Source organism: Algibacter lectus (genome assembly GCF_004368925.1).
GTDB lineage: Bacteria > Bacteroidota > Bacteroidia > Flavobacteriales > Flavobacteriaceae > Algibacter > Algibacter lectus.
Genome location: NZ_SORL01000009.1, coordinates 87081 through 104367, shown reverse-complemented (window position 1 = coordinate 104367; position 17287 = coordinate 87081). Strand labels below are relative to the sequence as shown.

The following is a 17287-nucleotide window of genomic DNA, read 5'->3' as shown; positions in this document are numbered from 1 at the left end:
AAATTGGAGTTTGCATTTTAAAATTAGATTATCTGTTGCAAATTGTTGATATTTTTGAATATTCCGTAAATTCGCAGTTCTAATCATAAGATTTTTTAAGAATGAAACAAATTCCTTCCTACAAACCAAAATATAAAGTTCGAATAGTTACAGCTGCATCATTATTTGATGGTCATGATGCTTCTATTAATATTATGCGTCGAATTATTCAGTCTACTGGAGTGGAAGTGATTCATTTAGGCCACGATAGAAGTGTGGAAGAAGTTGTAAATACAGCTATTCAAGAAGATGTTAATGCCATTTGTTTAACATCGTACCAAGGTGGGCATAACGAGTATTTTAAATACATGTTCGATTTGTTGAAGGAACGCGGAGCAGAGCATATCAAAATTTTTGGCGGCGGTGGCGGTGTTATTTTACCTTCGGAAATAAAAGATTTAATGGATTATGGTATTTCCAGAATCTATTCGCCCGATGATGGCCGTGAAATGGGTTTGCAAGGGATGATTAATGATTTGGTAGAACAAGCAGATTTCGCCATAGGCGATCAACTCGATATAGATGTTGATACTTTAAAGAATAAAAATGATAAAACTATAGCTAGAGTTATTTCTTCTGCAGAGAATTTTCCGGAGATTTCAAAAGTAGTTTTAGATAAAATTCATAATAAAAATAAAAACTCAAAAACACCAGTTTTGGGTATTACCGGAACCGGTGGTGCAGGAAAATCGAGTTTGGTAGACGAGCTTGTTCGAAGGTTTTTAATAGATTTTCCAGAAAAAACTGTTGGTATTGTTTCTGTAGATCCTTCAAAAAGAAAAACAGGTGGAGCACTTCTTGGGGATAGAATTCGTATGAATGCTATTAATAACTCGCGTGTTTATATGAGAAGTTTGGCAACGAGACAATCTAATTTAGCACTTTCAAAATATGTAAACGAAGCGGTTGAGGTTCTAAAAGCCGCAGAATTCGATCTTATTATACTAGAAACTTCAGGAATTGGGCAAAGTGATACGGAAATTATCGAACATTCTGATGTGTCCTTATATGTAATGACACCAGAATTTGGAGCAGCAACCCAACTAGAAAAGATTGATATGCTCGATTTTGCCGATTTGGTAGCCATTAATAAATTTGATAAACGGGGTTCGCTAGATGCTTTACGCGATGTAAAAAAACAATACATGCGTAATAATAATTTGTGGGATACCCATCAGGACGATTTACCCGTATTCGGAACCATCGCTTCTCAGTTTAATGATCCCGGAATGAATACGCTTTACAAGGCTATTATGGATACTTTGGTTGAAAAAGCGAGCGCCGATTTAAAATCAACCTTTACCATTTCTAATGAAATGAGTGAAAAGATTTTTGTAATTCCACCAAATAGAACACGTTATTTATCTGAAATTGCTGAAAACAACCGTGTTTACGATAAAAAAGGCTTGGAACAGTTTGAAGTGGCACAGAAGCTTTACGGAATTTATAAAACCATTTGTTCTGTAATGAATGTGTCATTGAACGAAGTTGAGAAGTCGCTTATTGGAAAATTAGGATTAAATGAAGATGAGATTCTTCAACAAGCTCAGAATGATAAAGGAATTGCGATTCCGAAAGAAGGAGGAACGACTGACGAGGAATCTCAAAGAAGTTTACTACATCTACTTATAAAAGAATTCGACAGAGTAAAATTAAACCTCGATCCTTACAACTGGGAAATTATTACCACTTGGGACGAGAAAGTAAAAAAATATAAAAATCCAATATATAGCTTTAAAGTTAGAGATAAGGACATTAATATTGAAACACATTCCGAGTCGTTATCGCATTTGCAGATTCCTAAAATAGCTTTACCAAAATACCAAGCTTGGGGCGATTTACTAAAATGGTGCTTACAAGAAAATGTACCTGGAGAATTTCCATACACATCTGGTTTGTATCCATTTAAAAGAACAGGGGAAGATCCGGCCAGAATGTTTGCAGGCGAAGGCGGACCAGAGCGTACCAATAAAAGGTTTCATTATGTAAGTGCAGGATTGCCGGCAAAACGTTTGTCTACTGCTTTTGATAGTGTTACACTTTACGGAAACGATCCCGATTTACGACCAGATATTTACGGTAAAATTGGAAATGCAGGAGTTTCTATTTGTTGTTTAGACGATGCTAAGAAACTATATTCTGGTTTCGATTTGGCACACGTAATGACCTCTGTGAGTATGACGATTAATGGGCCAGCTCCAATGTTGCTTGGCTTTTTTATGAATGCAGCCATCGATCAACAATGTGAGATTTATATAAAAGAAAATAATTTAGAAGCTGAAGTAGAAGCTAAAATAGCTGAAATTTATAAAGGTAAAGAGCGTCCAAAATACAATGGCGATTTACCCGAAAGTAATAACGGTTTAGGTTTAATGCTTTTAGGTGTAACTGGAGATCAGGTGTTACCAGCGGATGTTTATGCCGAAATTAAAACAAATACCATAGCTCAAGTTCGTGGTACGGTTCAGGCCGATATTTTGAAAGAAGACCAAGCTCAAAACACCTGTATTTTTTCAACAGAATTTGCATTACGATTGATGGGCGATGTGCAAGAATATTTTATAGATAATAATGTGCGTAATTTTTATTCGGTGTCTATTTCCGGATATCATATTGCCGAAGCAGGAGCAAACCCCATTACTCAATTGGCATTAACTTTATCTAATGGTTTCACTTACGTGGAATATTATTTAAGCCGAGGCATGGATATTAATAAATTCGGACCAAACTTGTCCTTCTTTTTTTCTAACGGAATCGATCCGGAATATGCGGTTATTGGTCGTGTAGCTCGTAAAATTTGGGCAAAAGCCATGAAACATAAGTATGGTGCAAACGCTAGAGCACAAATGCTTAAATACCATATTCAAACATCTGGTAGAAGCTTACATGCTCAAGAAATCGATTTTAATGATATCCGTACAACACTTCAGGCTTTATATGCTATCTACGACAACTGTAACTCGCTACACACAAATGCCTATGATGAAGCCATTACAACGCCAACAGAGGAGTCTGTGCGTCGTGCTATGGCTATTCAGCTTATTATTAATAAAGAGTTAGGTTTAAATAAAAATGAAAACCCAATACAAGGCTCGTTTATTATTGAAGAATTAACCGATTTGGTCGAGGAAGCTGTATTGTTAGAGTTTGATAGAATAACAGAACGTGGTGGTGTTTTAGGAGCTATGGAAACTATGTATCAACGTAGTAAAATACAAGAAGAAAGTCTGTATTACGAAACTTTAAAGCATAATGGAGATTTCCCGATAATTGGAGTAAATACCTTTTTAAGTAGCCAGGGATCTCCAACGGTTTTACCTGCGGAAGTAATTCGTGCTACTGAAGAAGAAAAGAAATTTCAAATTAAAACATTGAAAAACCTGCATAACGCTAATGATACTCAATCTTTATTAAAAGAGCTTCAACATAAAGCCGTGAATAACGAAAATATATTTGAAGCTTTAATGGAAGTTTGTAAAGTGTGTTCTTTAGGGCAAATTACAAATGCGTTGTTTGAAGTAGGAGGGCAGTACCGCCGAAATATGTAAACAGCACATTTAAATAGTTAATAGAATACTTTTAGGATAGTTTTTGAGACCTTAAAATAGTTTGAGGTCTCGAAGCATCTGTTTTATTAAAAAGCGCTTAGAGAGAAATACAAGAAACTTATAAAAAGCAAAAAACCTTTAAATCAAAAGACTTAAAGGTTTTTTTTTGTGACCGGGCTGGGGCTCGAACCCAGGACCCTCTCCTTAAAAGGGAGATGCTCTACCAACTGAGCTACCAGGTCATTATTTCAAAATAAATGCTAACAGTAATTGTTAGCGGGTGCAAATATAACATCTTTAATTAGAAAAACAATTAAATTTGTAATTAAACTAAAGTTTTTATTAAAAAACTTTAATAAAAAAACCTACAAATTTTTCAATCTATAGGTTTTTTGTGACCGGGCTGGGGCTCGAACCCAGGACCCTCTCCTTAAAAGGGAGATGCTCTACCAACTGAGCTACCAGGTCATTATTTCAAAGTTGTTAACATTGCTGTTAGCGGGTGCAAATATAAAACCTTTCTTTAATAAAACAACACTTTTTTTAAATAAATTTCGTTTTTTTGCATCTGTAAATCGTATGTTTTTAAAAATCAATTCTTAACGAAAAAATGATAATAGTTTTAATAGGGTATATGGCTTCCGGAAAGTCAACAATTGGAAAGAGATTAGCAAAAAAACTAAATTATAATTTTATTGATTTAGATGATTTAATTGAATCTAAAGAAAATGCTTCGGTTTCCGAGGTGTTTAAATCTAAAGGTGAAATCTATTTCAGAAAACAAGAAGCACTTTATTTGCGTGAGCAACTTCAATCTAAAGAAGATATTATTTTATCTGTTGGTGGAGGCACACCTTGCTACAGTAATAATATGGATGCTATTTTAGGCGCCGAGAATGTAAAGAGTGTGTATTTAAAGGCATCGATACCGACATTGATTGAAAAGTTAATGAAGAAAAAGGCAACACGCCCTTTAATAGCGCATATTGAAACCGAGGAGGCTATGGGCGAATTTATAGGGAAACACTTGTTTGAACGTGCTTATTACTACAATCAGGCCAATGTTAAGGTGTCTATTGATGGTAGATCTAAAAAGGAAGTTACAAAAGATGTTTTTGATAGCTTATTCTAAAATAGCTTCAAAGTTTTTACCTTCTAAAATAACATTAACGTGTTCATGCAACGAGGTAGAAAGCGAAATACCTTTATAATCTGCCTTTACAGGGTATTTTTTATGGTTTCTATTTACTAAAACAGCCGTTTTAAATTGTTTTAAAGGCACATTTAAAAAGTGTTTAACGCCATAAATTAGTGTGGTTCCGGAGTTTAAAACATCATCTACCAATACAATAGATTTGTTTTTGTAATCTTCGGGATCCATAGAGGTCTTAATATCTTGCCACGGATTTTTTTTATCGATAATCACTTTACATAGTGAAACATTAATTTTAGAAATTTTTTGCAATGCTAATTTTAGTTTTTTTGCAAAAACATAGCCATTACTGTCTATTCCCGCTAAAATCACTTCTGTTTCGTCCATATTACTTTCATAAATTTGAAAAGCAATACGGCGTATTTTGTGGTTAATTTCCGTGTGATTTAAAATAATGTTACTTGTTGCAGTCATATTAAGCTAACTTTAAAGTATAAAATTAAGTTTTTTTATTGGGTTTTAATCTTTGTTTTTAAAAAACAACTATTCCTCTTCGTCAAAAAGAGGATCTTCAGTATAGCCATCAATATCTCTTCGGTCTTTTTTAGTAGGGCGTCCCACACCTTTTTTACGATAGTAATCTTTTGAGTATTTTAAAAGTTCTTGAGCTTCAAATTGTTCCTTTGGTGTTGTGTCTGTTCTATAAAGATCTACAAGCTTTGCACCAACACGGCTTTCCGGAATATCGTTAACCTTTAAACGGTAATTAATTTGGTTCTTTCTAAGTTCTACAATATCCTGCGGATAAACTTCCCTACTTGGTTTTACCTGGTCGTTGTTTATTCTAACTTGGCCCTTTTTACAAGCCGTTGTTGCCAAGGTTCTCGTTTTATAATATCTAATACACCACAAATACTTATCAATCCGCATACAATTATTGTAAAAACTTCGTTAATGTTGTTGTGCAAGATTAAATATTCTTGAATAAAGTGTATCTTGCGCGTCAAAAATACGCAATAATGAGTTTAAGAAAAATAAGTTTTTTAATATTAAGTTTAGTTTTAGTTTTTTCGGCCTGTAAGAAGGATGACGACGCTGATGACGTGGTTATTGTTGAAGAAAATGATAGAACAGAACAGCAAGTTGAAGATAATGAAGCTTTACTTACGTATTTAGAAAGCCATTACTTTAATGCAAGTGATTTTCAAGGAGAAGATGTAAATCCTAATATTGGTGATTTAGAATTAACAGAATTATTAGATGGTGAGACTTTACCAGAAGGTAGCATTTTGTTAAGTTCTTTATTGAATAATGCCGATGCAGATTTTGTACTAGATGCGAAAGAAGTGGTTTATGCGGAAACAGATTACATTGTATACATATTACATTTAAATGATGGTGGTGGCGATGAATCTCCACACTTTTGTGATGATGTAAGAGTGAGATATGAAGGATCTGGATTAGATGGTACTGTTTTCGATAGCGCTGTTAATCCTGTGAATTTAGATTTAATAGATTTAATTCCAGCTTGGAGAAAAGTTTTAACCGATTTTAATACAGCTGAAACTATTGCAGATGCTGCAGATGGAACTATAGCTTATTCTAATCATGGAGCAGGCGTTATGTTTCTTCCTTCAGGACTTGGTTATTTTTCTTCTAGTTTAACAGATATTTCAGCTTACTCGCCTTTAATTTTTAAATTCGATTTATTACAAACTACTGTAAACGATCATGATTTTGATGGTGTGCCATCTTATCTTGAAGATTTAAATGGTGATGGTGAATTTACAGTAAATTATGATGATTTAGAAGATACTACAGACGATGATACTGATGGTGATGGAACACCAGATTATGCTGATACAGATGATGATAATGATGGTGTTTTCTCTATATATGAAGATATAGACGAAGATGGTAATCCAGGAAATGATATTGGTGCTAATGGCATTGCAAAATATCTAGATATTACAGAAACAGAATCTAATCAAGATTAATTATATTTTTAATCCATAAAAAAAGGAGTAGCTAATCGCTACTCCTTTTTTTGTGGTTTCTTTTCTCCTTTTTTAGGCATTGGCCCTCTTAAATGAATAACTAAGCCATTAAGGAAATTACGTAAAACTTGATCTCCACATTCCATATACTTCGGGTGATCGTCGCGTCTAAAGAACGCACCCAATTCACTTTTAGAAATTCTGAAATCTACCAGTTCTAAAATCTTTACAATTTCATCATCACGCAGTTTTAATGCCACGCGTAATTTTTTTAAAATATCATTATTTGTCATATTTTGAATAGCAATTGCTGTTTTTACAGTTTAAATTAGGTTTTAAATCGTCCTTTTATCGAGAAATGTAAAATTAAGATATTAAAATTTAAGTTAACTTAATATTTTAAATAGAATTTTAGTTAGTATTTCTTACTTCATTAAAAAAAATAATCATTTTATAAGGTGAACTTAGCAATGCTGTGCATTTCATCGATTTTTACTTTTGAAATAGTACAAGCTGATGTTTTTGTTTTCTATCTGTGAGTTAATTCTGTAAAACCCTGAAACGAGGAGAGTTGTGTGTAGTATTCCTTTGGAACCTCTTGATTTATTAGGCTGTTTGAAAGGTTCTTAATATTCTGTTAATAAGGACTATAAAAGATAAAACGCAATTTTATTAGATGAAATTTTTTAAAACATTGATGAAATAAAGAAAAACACGATAAAATACCATGGCTTTTTCGATAAGCTACATTATATCTTCGATTAGTTTTTAATCTTTCTGCTTAAATTTATAGTATAACCCTCAAAAACTAGTTTAAAAATGATTAATAGAGCTCAGAAATTGCATCTCCTATCCGAAATGATTGCTTTTGCGAAGCACGATAAGGATATAAAAAACATAGAATATAACTTTTTGTTAGGTGTTGCCAAACAATTAGAGATAGAACGCGAGGATTTTGAATATTTAATTAAAAATCCAATAAACTATACACATTTAAAATCGCATAGCGAACGTATTGTACAATTTCATAGACTAGTACTTTTAATGAATATAGAACAAGAACATGGCGGAGGAAACAATTCTAAAGGTGTAATTAAATTATATAATTTTGGTTTACGTATGGGATTAAGTCACGAGTCTATCACTAAAGTACTTTATTTAATGGAAAGTTTTCCTAATAAAATTGTACCACCAGATGTTTTAATTGATATTTTTAAAACACAGTATAATTAAAAAGGGATTTATACATTCTAAAATAATATCTTATCACTCATTCTATTTCTTTTAAGGAAAATCTGCTAAGTGTTAATTTTACTTGAGACGTATAAGATTATAGAAAAGCTAAAGATTTAATTCTTTAGCTTTTCTAGTTTATCTTGAGATGCTTTAATTTCGTCACGTAGTTTAGCTGCAACTAAAAAGTCTAATGCTTTTGCAGCTTCTTCCATAAGTTTGCGTTTCTCTCTAATTTTCTTTTCTAATTCACCTTTGGTTAAATACTCGCTCTCTGGCTCAGCGGCTTTTGCTGCCTCTAGCTCATAACTGTAAGTGCTTACCGAGTTTTTGGTTAATACATTATCTAAACTCTTGTTTAATGCTGTTGGTGTGATGTTAAATTTAGTATTGTAGGCAATTTGTTTCTCACGACGGTAATCGGTTTCGTCCATCGTTTTCTGCATGCTTTTAGTAATTTTATCAGCATACATTATGGCTCTTCCGTTAAGATTTCTAGCGGCACGACCAACGGTTTGCGTTAAAGATCTTGCCGAACGCAAGAAGCCTTCTTTATCGGCATCTAAAATAGCGACTAGAGATACTTCTGGTAAATCTAAACCTTCACGAAGTAAGTTTACACCAACTAAAACATCAAATAAGCCTTTACGTAAATCTTGCATAATTTCAACACGCTCCAAAGTATCAACATCACTATGTATGTAACGACAACGTATTTGAATACGGTCTAAATATTTGGTTAACTCCTCTGCCATACGTTTGGTAAGTGTGGTAACCAAAGTACGCTCATCTTTTTCTACGCGTATTTGTATTTCTTCAATTAAATCATCAATTTGATTTAAACTTGGTCTAATTTCAATAATAGGGTCTAAAAGTCCGGTAGGTCTAATAACTTGCTCTACATAAACACCATCAGTTTTCTGTAATTCGTAATCGGCTGGTGTGGCACTTACGTATATTACTTGGTTTTGTATGGCTTCAAACTCTTCAAATTTTAGAGGTCTGTTGTCCATAGCGGCAGGTAATCTAAAACCGTATTCTACTAAATTTTCTTTTCGACTTCTATCGCCACCATACATGGCGTGAACTTGAGAAACGGTAACGTGACTTTCGTCTACAACCATTAAATAGTCGTCTGGAAAATAATCGAGTAAACAGAAAGGTCGTGTTCCTGGTTGCCTTCGGTCTAAATAGCGCGAGTAGTTCTCAATACCAGAACAATACCCTAATTCACGTATCATTTCTAAATCGAATTCCGTACGCTCTTTTAAGCGTTTGGCTTCAAGGTGTTTGCCTATTTCTTTAAAATAATCGTGTTGTTTAACTAAATCATCCTGAATTTCCGAAATGGCATTTTGTAAAACATCGGGAGATGTTACAAACATGTTTGCAGGGTAAATTGTTATTTGTTCGTATTTTTCAACAATTTCATTAGTTTGAATATTGAAAGACTCGATTTCTTCAATCTCATCTCCAAAAAAGTGTATTCTAAAAGCATCATCCGCATAACTCGGAAAAATATCGACAGTGTCACCTTTTATTCTGAAATTTCCATGTCTAAAATCGGCTTCGGTTCTAGAATATAAACTTTGTACCAGGGTATGAAGGAGTTTAGTTCGTGAAATTTCTTGATCTTGCTTTAATGAAATTACGTTTTTCTGAAATTCTACAGGGTTTCCAATACCGTAAATACAAGATACCGACGCAATAACAATAACATCACGACGTCCAGAAAGTAGGGAAGAGGTTGCGCTTAAACGCATTTTCTCTATTTCTTCATTTATAGATAAATCTTTTTCGATGTACACTCCAGAAACAGGAATGTAAGCTTCCGGTTGATAATAATCGTAATAAGATACAAAATACTCAACAGCATTATTCGGGAAAAACTGTTTAAACTCCGAGTATAACTGCGCTGCCAAAGTTTTATTATGCGCTAAAATTAGAGTTGGACGTTGTACTTCTTCTATAACATTTGCAATAGTAAATGTTTTACCAGACCCAGTAACCCCTAATAAAGTTTGATATTTTTCATCGGCATTTAAACCTGCCGCTAATTGTTTAATTGCGTTTGGTTGATCGCCTGTTGGCTTAAATTCTGATTCAATTTTAAACTTCATTTTACAAAATTACGCAAAATAAATGTGTTATCTTTTTAAAGTGAAATGTCCGCTAAAATGTCGTCCATCTTCTAGCTGAACATTAAACCAATAATCATCAGAAGGTAAAGGATTTCCATTAAATGTACCATCCCAACCTGTTGAACCTGCTAAGAATTGTTTAAGTAGTTTTCCATAACGATCGTAAATAAAGATTAACGAGTTTGGTTGTGTTTGAGCGTTTAAGCCCTTTACTTGCCAAAAATCATTATAACTATCGCCATTTGGTGTAAAGAATTTAGCATAACCAATCACCGAAATATCTAATTCTGTAGTTCCGCAAACATCATCCTTTACATAAATGGTGTAAAAGCCTGGACGTACATTTGTAAACACGGGTTCCGCTTGGTAAGTAATAAAGTTTGAGCCCTCTTCGCGCAGGGCATACTCATAATCTCCAGAACCTAAATTTGTAGTATCTATAGTGACGGAGTTGTTGTTAGAGATATCTACAATAGTAACATCGTCTTGAGTCATATTTGCAGACTCCGAGGCTGTAACTATAATATCACGTGTGCGTGAGCATCCTGTTCCATCTGTTTTAGTAAGTGTTACCGAGTATGTTCCTGCAGCAGATACATGGTCTAGAGTAGGCTGGTTAGATAAAAATGTACCATCCTCAAAATACCACTCGTAAGTAAAACTATCGATTACACTAGCTTCAATAGGATCTAAGTTTACACTGAAATTTGGGTCTGAGGTACAAACAATTAAGGGTGAATCTACAGTGAAATCTGGAAGTGGGTTTACAATTAATTCTATAGTAGTTGTTGCTATGCAGGTGGTGTTAGCCGGATTGGTAACTTCTACTAAAATATTTTGAGATTCTGAATTTAAAGGGTTTGGTAAAGATGAATTTGTGACTGTAACTCCAGATTCATCTATATATGTATAATTAATATCCATACCGGTTTGCGCTCCTAAAATTGTACTAGAAAAGTTATTGGTGTTAAAAGGAAATATACCATCATCATCAATGTCTCCAGTTTCACCATCGCATACAATAATTGAGGGTGTTGGATTAGCAATAGGGCTTTCGTCTACTATAAATTCTACTGTAGTTTCATCGAAACAAGGTCCGTCGGGAGCCGAAGATGTTGCATTTGTAACTCGAATCGTTATGGTTTGATTGCTTGTTAAAAATGTAGATGAAATTGGACTAACAACGGGAGTGCCGTCAGTATATAATAAAGGATCTCCAGCAGTATCAAAATATGAAATATTAAAATCTGCGGGGTTTTGTGTTCCTAAAATATCGCTTTCTAAATTAGAAGTATCGAAAGGGTAGGCGCCATCAGAATCATCATCGCATGCTCTGGTAATTGTAACAGGATTCGCAAGTGGTAAAGGTTCTACAGTTAATAAAATATGGCCACCTAAACCTAAACAATCATTAGATATAGAGCTATCTACACGTACGTAAATTATTTGCGAATTTGGATACCCAATATTTCTGTAATTCGAGATATCTGTAATTTCATTTATTTCTGCTAAAGCATCTGCTTCATTTCTATAATATCTTGGTGGTAACGGGTTTTGTCCAGCAGGAATTAAACTTAATAAAGTTGTATTTACACTACTAAAGTCGAATGTTGCAATGCCATCTCTTTGGTTATTGTTTGCTGTATCATTTCCGTCAATATCAAGAAAATCATCACATTGATTAAATGTAATGGATAGGCTGGAAGGGATTACTGTAGTTGAAACATTAAGTTGAATTTCTGCAATATTCCCGCAGTTAAGTGCATTTACGACCCTGGCCCAAACTATATCGTTACTAATTGTTCTATTTATAAAAGTAGTTGGGTCTGCAATAAAATCAGGGCTCGTCTCATCTCCTAACTTCGCGGAAGCTTCAGTTAAATAATAGCTGAATGTTTCGTTTATAGCATTTGAGGAAATTTCATCATTAGCTTCGGTTAAATTGAAATAACTATAACCAAGTGTTGATGGATCAGCATCATCACATTGAATTAAAATAACAGGCGAATTAACATTTGAAAGCGCATTTACAGTAAGCGTCATGCTTTCTGAATATAAGCCACAGCCATTTCCGCTTCTATCTAACTTTACACGGTATTGATTGTTGTTAAAAGTTATAGGTGTATTTATAATAGTTAGGGTTGCTGTTTGTGAGTTGTTGTAGTTGGTATCATCAATAACGGTGTTCCAAGTGGTGCCATCTGTGCTTATTTCCCATTGAAATGTTTCAGACTCATCTGAAATTATTGCAATAGAAGCTTCGTAAGACTCACAAATAGTAATATCAACGGGTTGCGTAGTTATTGATAATGTAGCACTGGTTGAATAATTTGAATTAGGAAGCGTGTATCCGTCTGAAGCATTAGTTACTAGTCCGTTAATGTCTACTGTAATTGTTGCAGTATCTCCAAGGTAGTTATCCATATTTGCGTCAGAAAACCCTGCCTCAATAACATCAAAACATGTGTCTCCGTCGGCGTCTAAATCAATATAGCTAAATACGGTGTTATTGTCAAAATCACTTAGCGTATATCCTATTTGGTTACTGTCTGCTGAGGTTTCTGCGTTATCTGTCCATCCGTTTATTCCAAAGTTAGGACCATCGTCAATACCGTTTAAATCGGTATCGGATAAATTTGAGCCCAATGCACTTGTTTCAATTAAATCATAAATACCATCATTGTCACTATCTAAATCGTGATAGTCAGGTACGCCATCATTGTCTGTGTCTATAGGTAAGAGTGTAATATCATAAATATCATCCAACCCGTTAGAATCGACATCTATATTTGATAATATAACAAGTTCACCTTGGTTTTCTATAAAATCTGGAATACCATCGTTATCACTATCTAGGTCTAAGCTATCGTCAACACCGTCTAAATCATTATCTTTTCCAACGCAAGTTGCCGCAATTTGGAAAGAAGCTTGGTTGCCATTTGTATCTGAAATATTTTTATGAATATAAGTTATTTGGTTTACGCCATGGGACGAAAAGCTGAATGTTGCAGCTCCAAAAGCTAATGATGTTTTTGATTTAAATCGAATTTCGAAAGCTGAAATTTGCGTGATTCCTGTTTCGTAAATACCATCGAAATCGCTATCTATTAAAAGTTGATCGTCAGGATCTAAAAGGGTAATCGTTCTTGAACTCGGTACTCGAATAATAAACTCTTGATTGGTGTTGAGTATGCCGCTTCCACTAAAAGTAGTATCGGGATAGCTTACCAATAAATTAAGTGGTTTGTTAAAGTTTAATTGGTAGGTTGTGCTGCTTTCTGGGTCGCCAGTTTTAACAGATACCTCACTAGTAAATATACCTTCGCTATTTCCGAAAATTGGTGTAGTAACTGTATTGTTAGTTACAGTTGTGGTTCCTGAAAAAGTATATGCTCCTACAGGTATGCTACCACTATTAATATTTGATAAATTGATAATTTGATTACCATAAGATTCTGTACAGTTTAAGATTCCATCGTTATCGTTATCAATATCTATATTGTCTGGTATCCCGTCGGTATCTCTATCGTCAGGACATATACTTACAGGTACTTCGAGAGATTCTAGTTTTAAGCCTGAGCAGAGTAATTCTCCAACTAGTTTGTAGGTTCCAGAAACGGTTGGTGTAATTTGAAATGTTGTAATGCCTGTTGTTACAAAGCCACTACCTGAGCCATTGTCAAAAAACCATTCAACGCTATCAAAGTTGTCCATATTAGCAACTTCTAAAGTTACATTTGGAATGCAATTTCCTAGACTTTCAAAAACGGCATTAAAATTAATTTCTGGCGGTGTTGGAAAACCAGAATAAAAACTACCAGAGGTTGCTGCTCCATTAAAATTGAAATAAGCACAGTACAACTCGTCTGTACTTTGTACAGAAATGTTTCCGGTTAGGTCTACGATTTTATAAGTGACGTAGTCCGATTTTCCTGTAACTGCAGTTGGTCCTGTTGTGAAAAAATTACTTAAAGCTATATTATTTACGGTAACTGTTGCTCCAGCCTTAGTAACAATAGAAACACCTCCTTCGAAATCTATACTTCCTATTGATTGAATATTCGCGATATTATTTAGATTTCCACGTGTTTCACAACTTAATGGAGGTACAAAATACATACCTTGGTTAGCTTCGCTTGGTGTAGCTCCAATACCTTGATATGCAAAAACAGGTTGAGAGGTTTCTACATACATATTGCCATTAATATATTGATCGCCTTCAATTAAATAATATTCGCCTGCATTTATAGTTGCAATTGCAGCATTTCCGTTTATACTAACTGAAGTATTATCGTAATGTGCCACAATAAGAATGTTTTCCCAACCATCATAACCGTCTCCTTTTACAAAAATATATTCTGTGCCTACCTTATCTAGGCCCACAATTTGATCGATACCGTAGTCTCTACCATTACCGTTATGAAAACTACCATTTGCAGATCCACAGTTTACAACAATGGGTTTATCTGAGTTAACTAAAGTGCCAATTAATCCATCAGTGTTTATAGTGCTTTCATTGCTGTTAGTTGCAATAGTATAGCTTTCTCCTTTGTTTAGATTAACCGTTATTGGGGTTGTTCCTGAATAATTTTCAATAATTAAACCCACGGGTAAATTGCTAAATGCTACTTCTGTATTATTTTCGGTAGCCATTACTGAAACAAAGTTGAGGTAGTTGTCCTGAGGATTTTCATTGGTGTAACTACCAATTCTAAAAGTTTCTCCACGAGCAGCTAAACCCTTGCTAACTAGCGCTCCTGCTTGTGCACCAGTAGTTGCAGCAATCATTCTAACTGAGGCATAAATACTATTTTGAGCTTCTATAATATAACCTCTATTATTGGTAACGGTACTTGTTTGTGTAGGTGGCATGAATAGCTGACTATCCCCATTGCCTATAAAAATAACTACAGGAGATGCATTTGAAACTACTCCAGATATATAAGTTGATGTGGGTTGTCCGACCGGAATAATAGTGTAAGCGACATCGGTTACAGAAGGTGTGGATAAATATATATACTGATCTTGAGGTACAGCATTGTCAGAATCGGCGTATGTTAAAGGTGGTATAAAGTGTGTTTTACTAAGTTGGGCAAAACTAGCTAGACAGAAAAGGAATATAACTAAGAATGATACTTTTTTTAAAAACGCCAATTTATTCATCTACAGTTACGGAAGTTAATGTTAATCTTTATATTAAGAGTCTTGAAAGGTTAAATATAACCTTTAATATTATTAGACTGAAAAAATATAGTTTGGTTTATTTTCAATTTTGAGAAATTTATGAAAGAGTAACCATTTGTGTAACTTTATGTTTTTGAGTAGCTTAGAGTTTTTTAAAAATTTATTTTTTTTATTTAATTGATTTTTAGTAGGTTAAATTGGTTTTCGGTTAATGTGAAAGCAAAAAAAAGGTAGCATTTCTTAGAAAGCTACCTTAATTAATTTTGTGTAGAATTATTTTTCTTTTTTCTGAATTTTAGATGTGTTCGCTAGTTTGTTTACTATAATTTGCGGTTCATTGTAAAGATATAGAGAACTTGCTCCAGAAATTTCTACAGCTATAGTGTCTGTAACTTCTAAAATTGCTTCACTAGCAATTTCCGAAATTAAATCGCAATTTTTAATAGTGAAATTTTTACCTGTAAACTGTGCGTTATTGTCTGTTCTAAGTGTTAGGTTATCACAGCTGCCTTCAATTTCAGCATTTGCTCTTTGGTATAAATCGGCTTTTAGTATTGGTGAATTAATTAAAGCCTCCAATTTACTGTTTCCGTTTAAAATAACTTTCGACGTATTAGCAGTTACATTCAATTTGGTGTCAGATTTATCTAATCCTTCAAAATTGAAGTTTTCCGTTTTTATTGTCAGTCCAGCTTCAGAATTACCCGATGTAATTAATGTCATGTTATCTGCATTAATTGTAGATAAGCTATGTACTTCAGCATTGTCACGAGTTTCAATAGTTGTTAAAAAATCGTCATAAGCAACCTTGATATTCAGTCTTTTTTTAGAGGTAACGCGTTTTGTTAAATCGATATTAAGTACGCTATCTCTTAAATTAAGAACAAAAAACTCATGAATATTTTCATCAGTCTCTATTTCAACGTATGGTTCTTTTGAGTAAACTAAATCAATTTCAAAACCCTCATCAATAATAATGGTTTTAAAAGAATTTACAGGAGTTTGTTGTATGGTTACATTTCTATTACCTTTTACTTTTTCTACACTTTGAGCTTGGCCCAAAAAACAAATACTTATTGCTAATAGTAGAGTAAGGGATTTTTGTTTCATTTTGTACATTAATTAAATATTAGAACAAAGATAAAACAAAAACCATCCCAAACTTATATTTAAGTCCGGAATGGCTTTCTTTTAAAGGTGAAATAATGGTTTTAAATTACTTCTTCGTTATGTTTCCTGAAGAGTTTTTCGATTTATCAACCTTTTCCGGATTGCCATAATATTTAATATCGCCACCGCTTGTAGCCTTGGCAACCAATATTTTTTTGGTATTTACACTAATATCGGCCCCGCTAGTAACTTTTACATTACTGTATTGAGCAATAAGTTCTTTGGCTTCAATATCACTTCCGCTAGTCGCTTCTGCATTAAGTTTCTCAGTTATCCCCGATAAATTTAAATCGCTACCGCTAGTAGACTCGCAGTTCAAAATTTTGGTGTTTAGTTTTAAAGACATATCGCTACCGCTTGTTGTTTTTAAATCTAGTTCTTCTACTGTAATAGTGTTGCTCGATACCACATCACTGCCGCTAGTTGCAATAATACTAGAAATGGTTTTAAAACTAACCGTTACTTTTTTTGAAACAGATTTACCAATACTTTCTGCAGTATGGATTTTTAAAACACCATCTATAACTTCGGTAATAATTAGCTCTTGTAAGTTCTCATCGGTTTCAACAATAATGCTTTCGTTGTCGCTTTGTGTAAGGTAAACATCTAGGCCTTCGGTAGCTTTAATGGTTGAAAACGGTTCGGTTACCATTCGAGTTTCAGTTTTTAAATTGCCATTCCCTTTAACGCCAGAATGCATGTTGATGTTGAAGTTACAAGAGAATAAGCATAAACTTAAAAGTGTTGTGACTATAATTTTTGTTAGAGTTGCCATAGTTATTCGTTTTTTGATTGATGAAAGTTTGTGTTGTACTTTATTTA

Annotated in this window: 11 protein-coding genes and 2 tRNA genes; 4 read left to right on the top strand and 9 right to left on the bottom strand. The window is 33.8% G+C overall.

Translation table 11 applies throughout. The annotated features are described in order from the left end of the window. The first annotated feature begins 101 nt into the window (after positions 1–101). A complete protein-coding gene (locus DFQ06_RS13070) occupies positions 102–3587 on the top strand; it encodes a methylmalonyl-CoA mutase family protein (protein ID WP_133968127.1) in 3486 nt (1161 codons plus the stop codon). A 169-nt stretch (positions 3588–3756) separates the two neighbouring features. On the opposite strand, the gene DFQ06_RS13065 is transcribed toward DFQ06_RS13070, so the two are convergent. Both DFQ06_RS13065 and DFQ06_RS13060 read right to left on the bottom strand, forming a co-directional pair. After that, positions 3757–3829, bottom strand: a tRNA-Lys gene (locus DFQ06_RS13065). Between the two features lie 153 nt (positions 3830–3982). Continuing rightward, positions 3983–4055: transfer RNA gene (locus tag DFQ06_RS13060), tRNA-Lys, on the bottom strand. Between the two features lie 142 nt (positions 4056–4197). Here DFQ06_RS13060 and DFQ06_RS13055 point away from each other — a divergent pair. Then, positions 4198–4719 (top strand): shikimate kinase, encoded by a 522-nt coding sequence (locus DFQ06_RS13055; RefSeq protein ID WP_133968125.1) that lies wholly within the window; start codon positions 4198–4200, stop codon positions 4717–4719. On the opposite strand, the gene DFQ06_RS13050 is transcribed toward DFQ06_RS13055, so the two are convergent. Both DFQ06_RS13050 and DFQ06_RS13045 read right to left on the bottom strand, forming a co-directional pair. Then, complete coding sequence (locus DFQ06_RS13050; RefSeq protein ID WP_042495630.1) at positions 4711–5214, bottom strand: phosphoribosyltransferase domain-containing protein; 504 nt, start codon at positions 5212–5214, stop codon at positions 4711–4713. The two genes, DFQ06_RS13055 and DFQ06_RS13050, sit on opposite strands and share 9 nt — an antisense overlap. 69 nt (positions 5215–5283) lie before the next feature. Further along, positions 5284–5670, bottom strand: coding sequence for an RNA-binding S4 domain-containing protein (locus DFQ06_RS13045; protein ID WP_042495628.1), 387 nt, complete (start codon positions 5668–5670; stop codon positions 5284–5286). Between the two features lie 89 nt (positions 5671–5759). Here DFQ06_RS13045 and DFQ06_RS13040 point away from each other — a divergent pair, with 89 nt between their 5' ends. Next, positions 5760–6737: an FKBP-type peptidyl-prolyl cis-trans isomerase gene (locus tag DFQ06_RS13040; RefSeq protein ID WP_052415359.1), complete on the top strand. Its 978-nt coding sequence runs from the start codon at positions 5760–5762 to the stop codon at positions 6735–6737. A gap of 38 nt (positions 6738–6775) precedes the next feature. On the opposite strand, the gene DFQ06_RS13035 is transcribed toward DFQ06_RS13040, so the two are convergent. After that, positions 6776–7030 (bottom strand): DUF1456 family protein, encoded by a 255-nt coding sequence (locus DFQ06_RS13035; protein WP_042504819.1) that lies wholly within the window; start codon positions 7028–7030, stop codon positions 6776–6778. A gap of 526 nt (positions 7031–7556) precedes the next feature. Between DFQ06_RS13035 and DFQ06_RS13030 the strand changes: the two genes are divergently transcribed. Next, complete coding sequence (locus DFQ06_RS13030) at positions 7557–7970, top strand: hypothetical protein (RefSeq protein ID WP_042495622.1); 414 nt, start codon at positions 7557–7559, stop codon at positions 7968–7970. A 116-nt stretch (positions 7971–8086) separates the two neighbouring features. On the opposite strand, the gene uvrB is transcribed toward DFQ06_RS13030, so the two are convergent. The 4 genes from uvrB to DFQ06_RS13010 all read right to left on the bottom strand — a co-directional run bounded on the left by uvrB (position 8087) and on the right by DFQ06_RS13010 (position 17240). Then, entirely contained in the window at positions 8087–10090 is a 2004-nt protein-coding gene (gene uvrB / locus DFQ06_RS13025; RefSeq protein WP_074937711.1) for an excinuclease ABC subunit UvrB, read from the bottom strand. A gap of 27 nt (positions 10091–10117) precedes the next feature. Then, positions 10118–15274 (bottom strand): T9SS type B sorting domain-containing protein, encoded by a 5157-nt coding sequence (locus DFQ06_RS13020; protein WP_133968124.1) that lies wholly within the window; start codon positions 15272–15274, stop codon positions 10118–10120. A gap of 294 nt (positions 15275–15568) precedes the next feature. Then, positions 15569–16405 carry a GIN domain-containing protein gene (locus DFQ06_RS13015; protein WP_083415765.1) on the bottom strand — a complete coding sequence of 279 codons (837 nt, stop codon included), beginning with the start codon at positions 16403–16405 and terminating at the stop codon, positions 15569–15571. A gap of 106 nt (positions 16406–16511) precedes the next feature. After that, the gene (locus tag DFQ06_RS13010; protein WP_074937706.1) at positions 16512–17240 is read right to left on the bottom strand and encodes a head GIN domain-containing protein; all 729 of its coding nucleotides are present in this window, start codon (positions 17238–17240) and stop codon (positions 16512–16514) included. Positions 17241–17287: the final 47 nt, after the last annotated feature.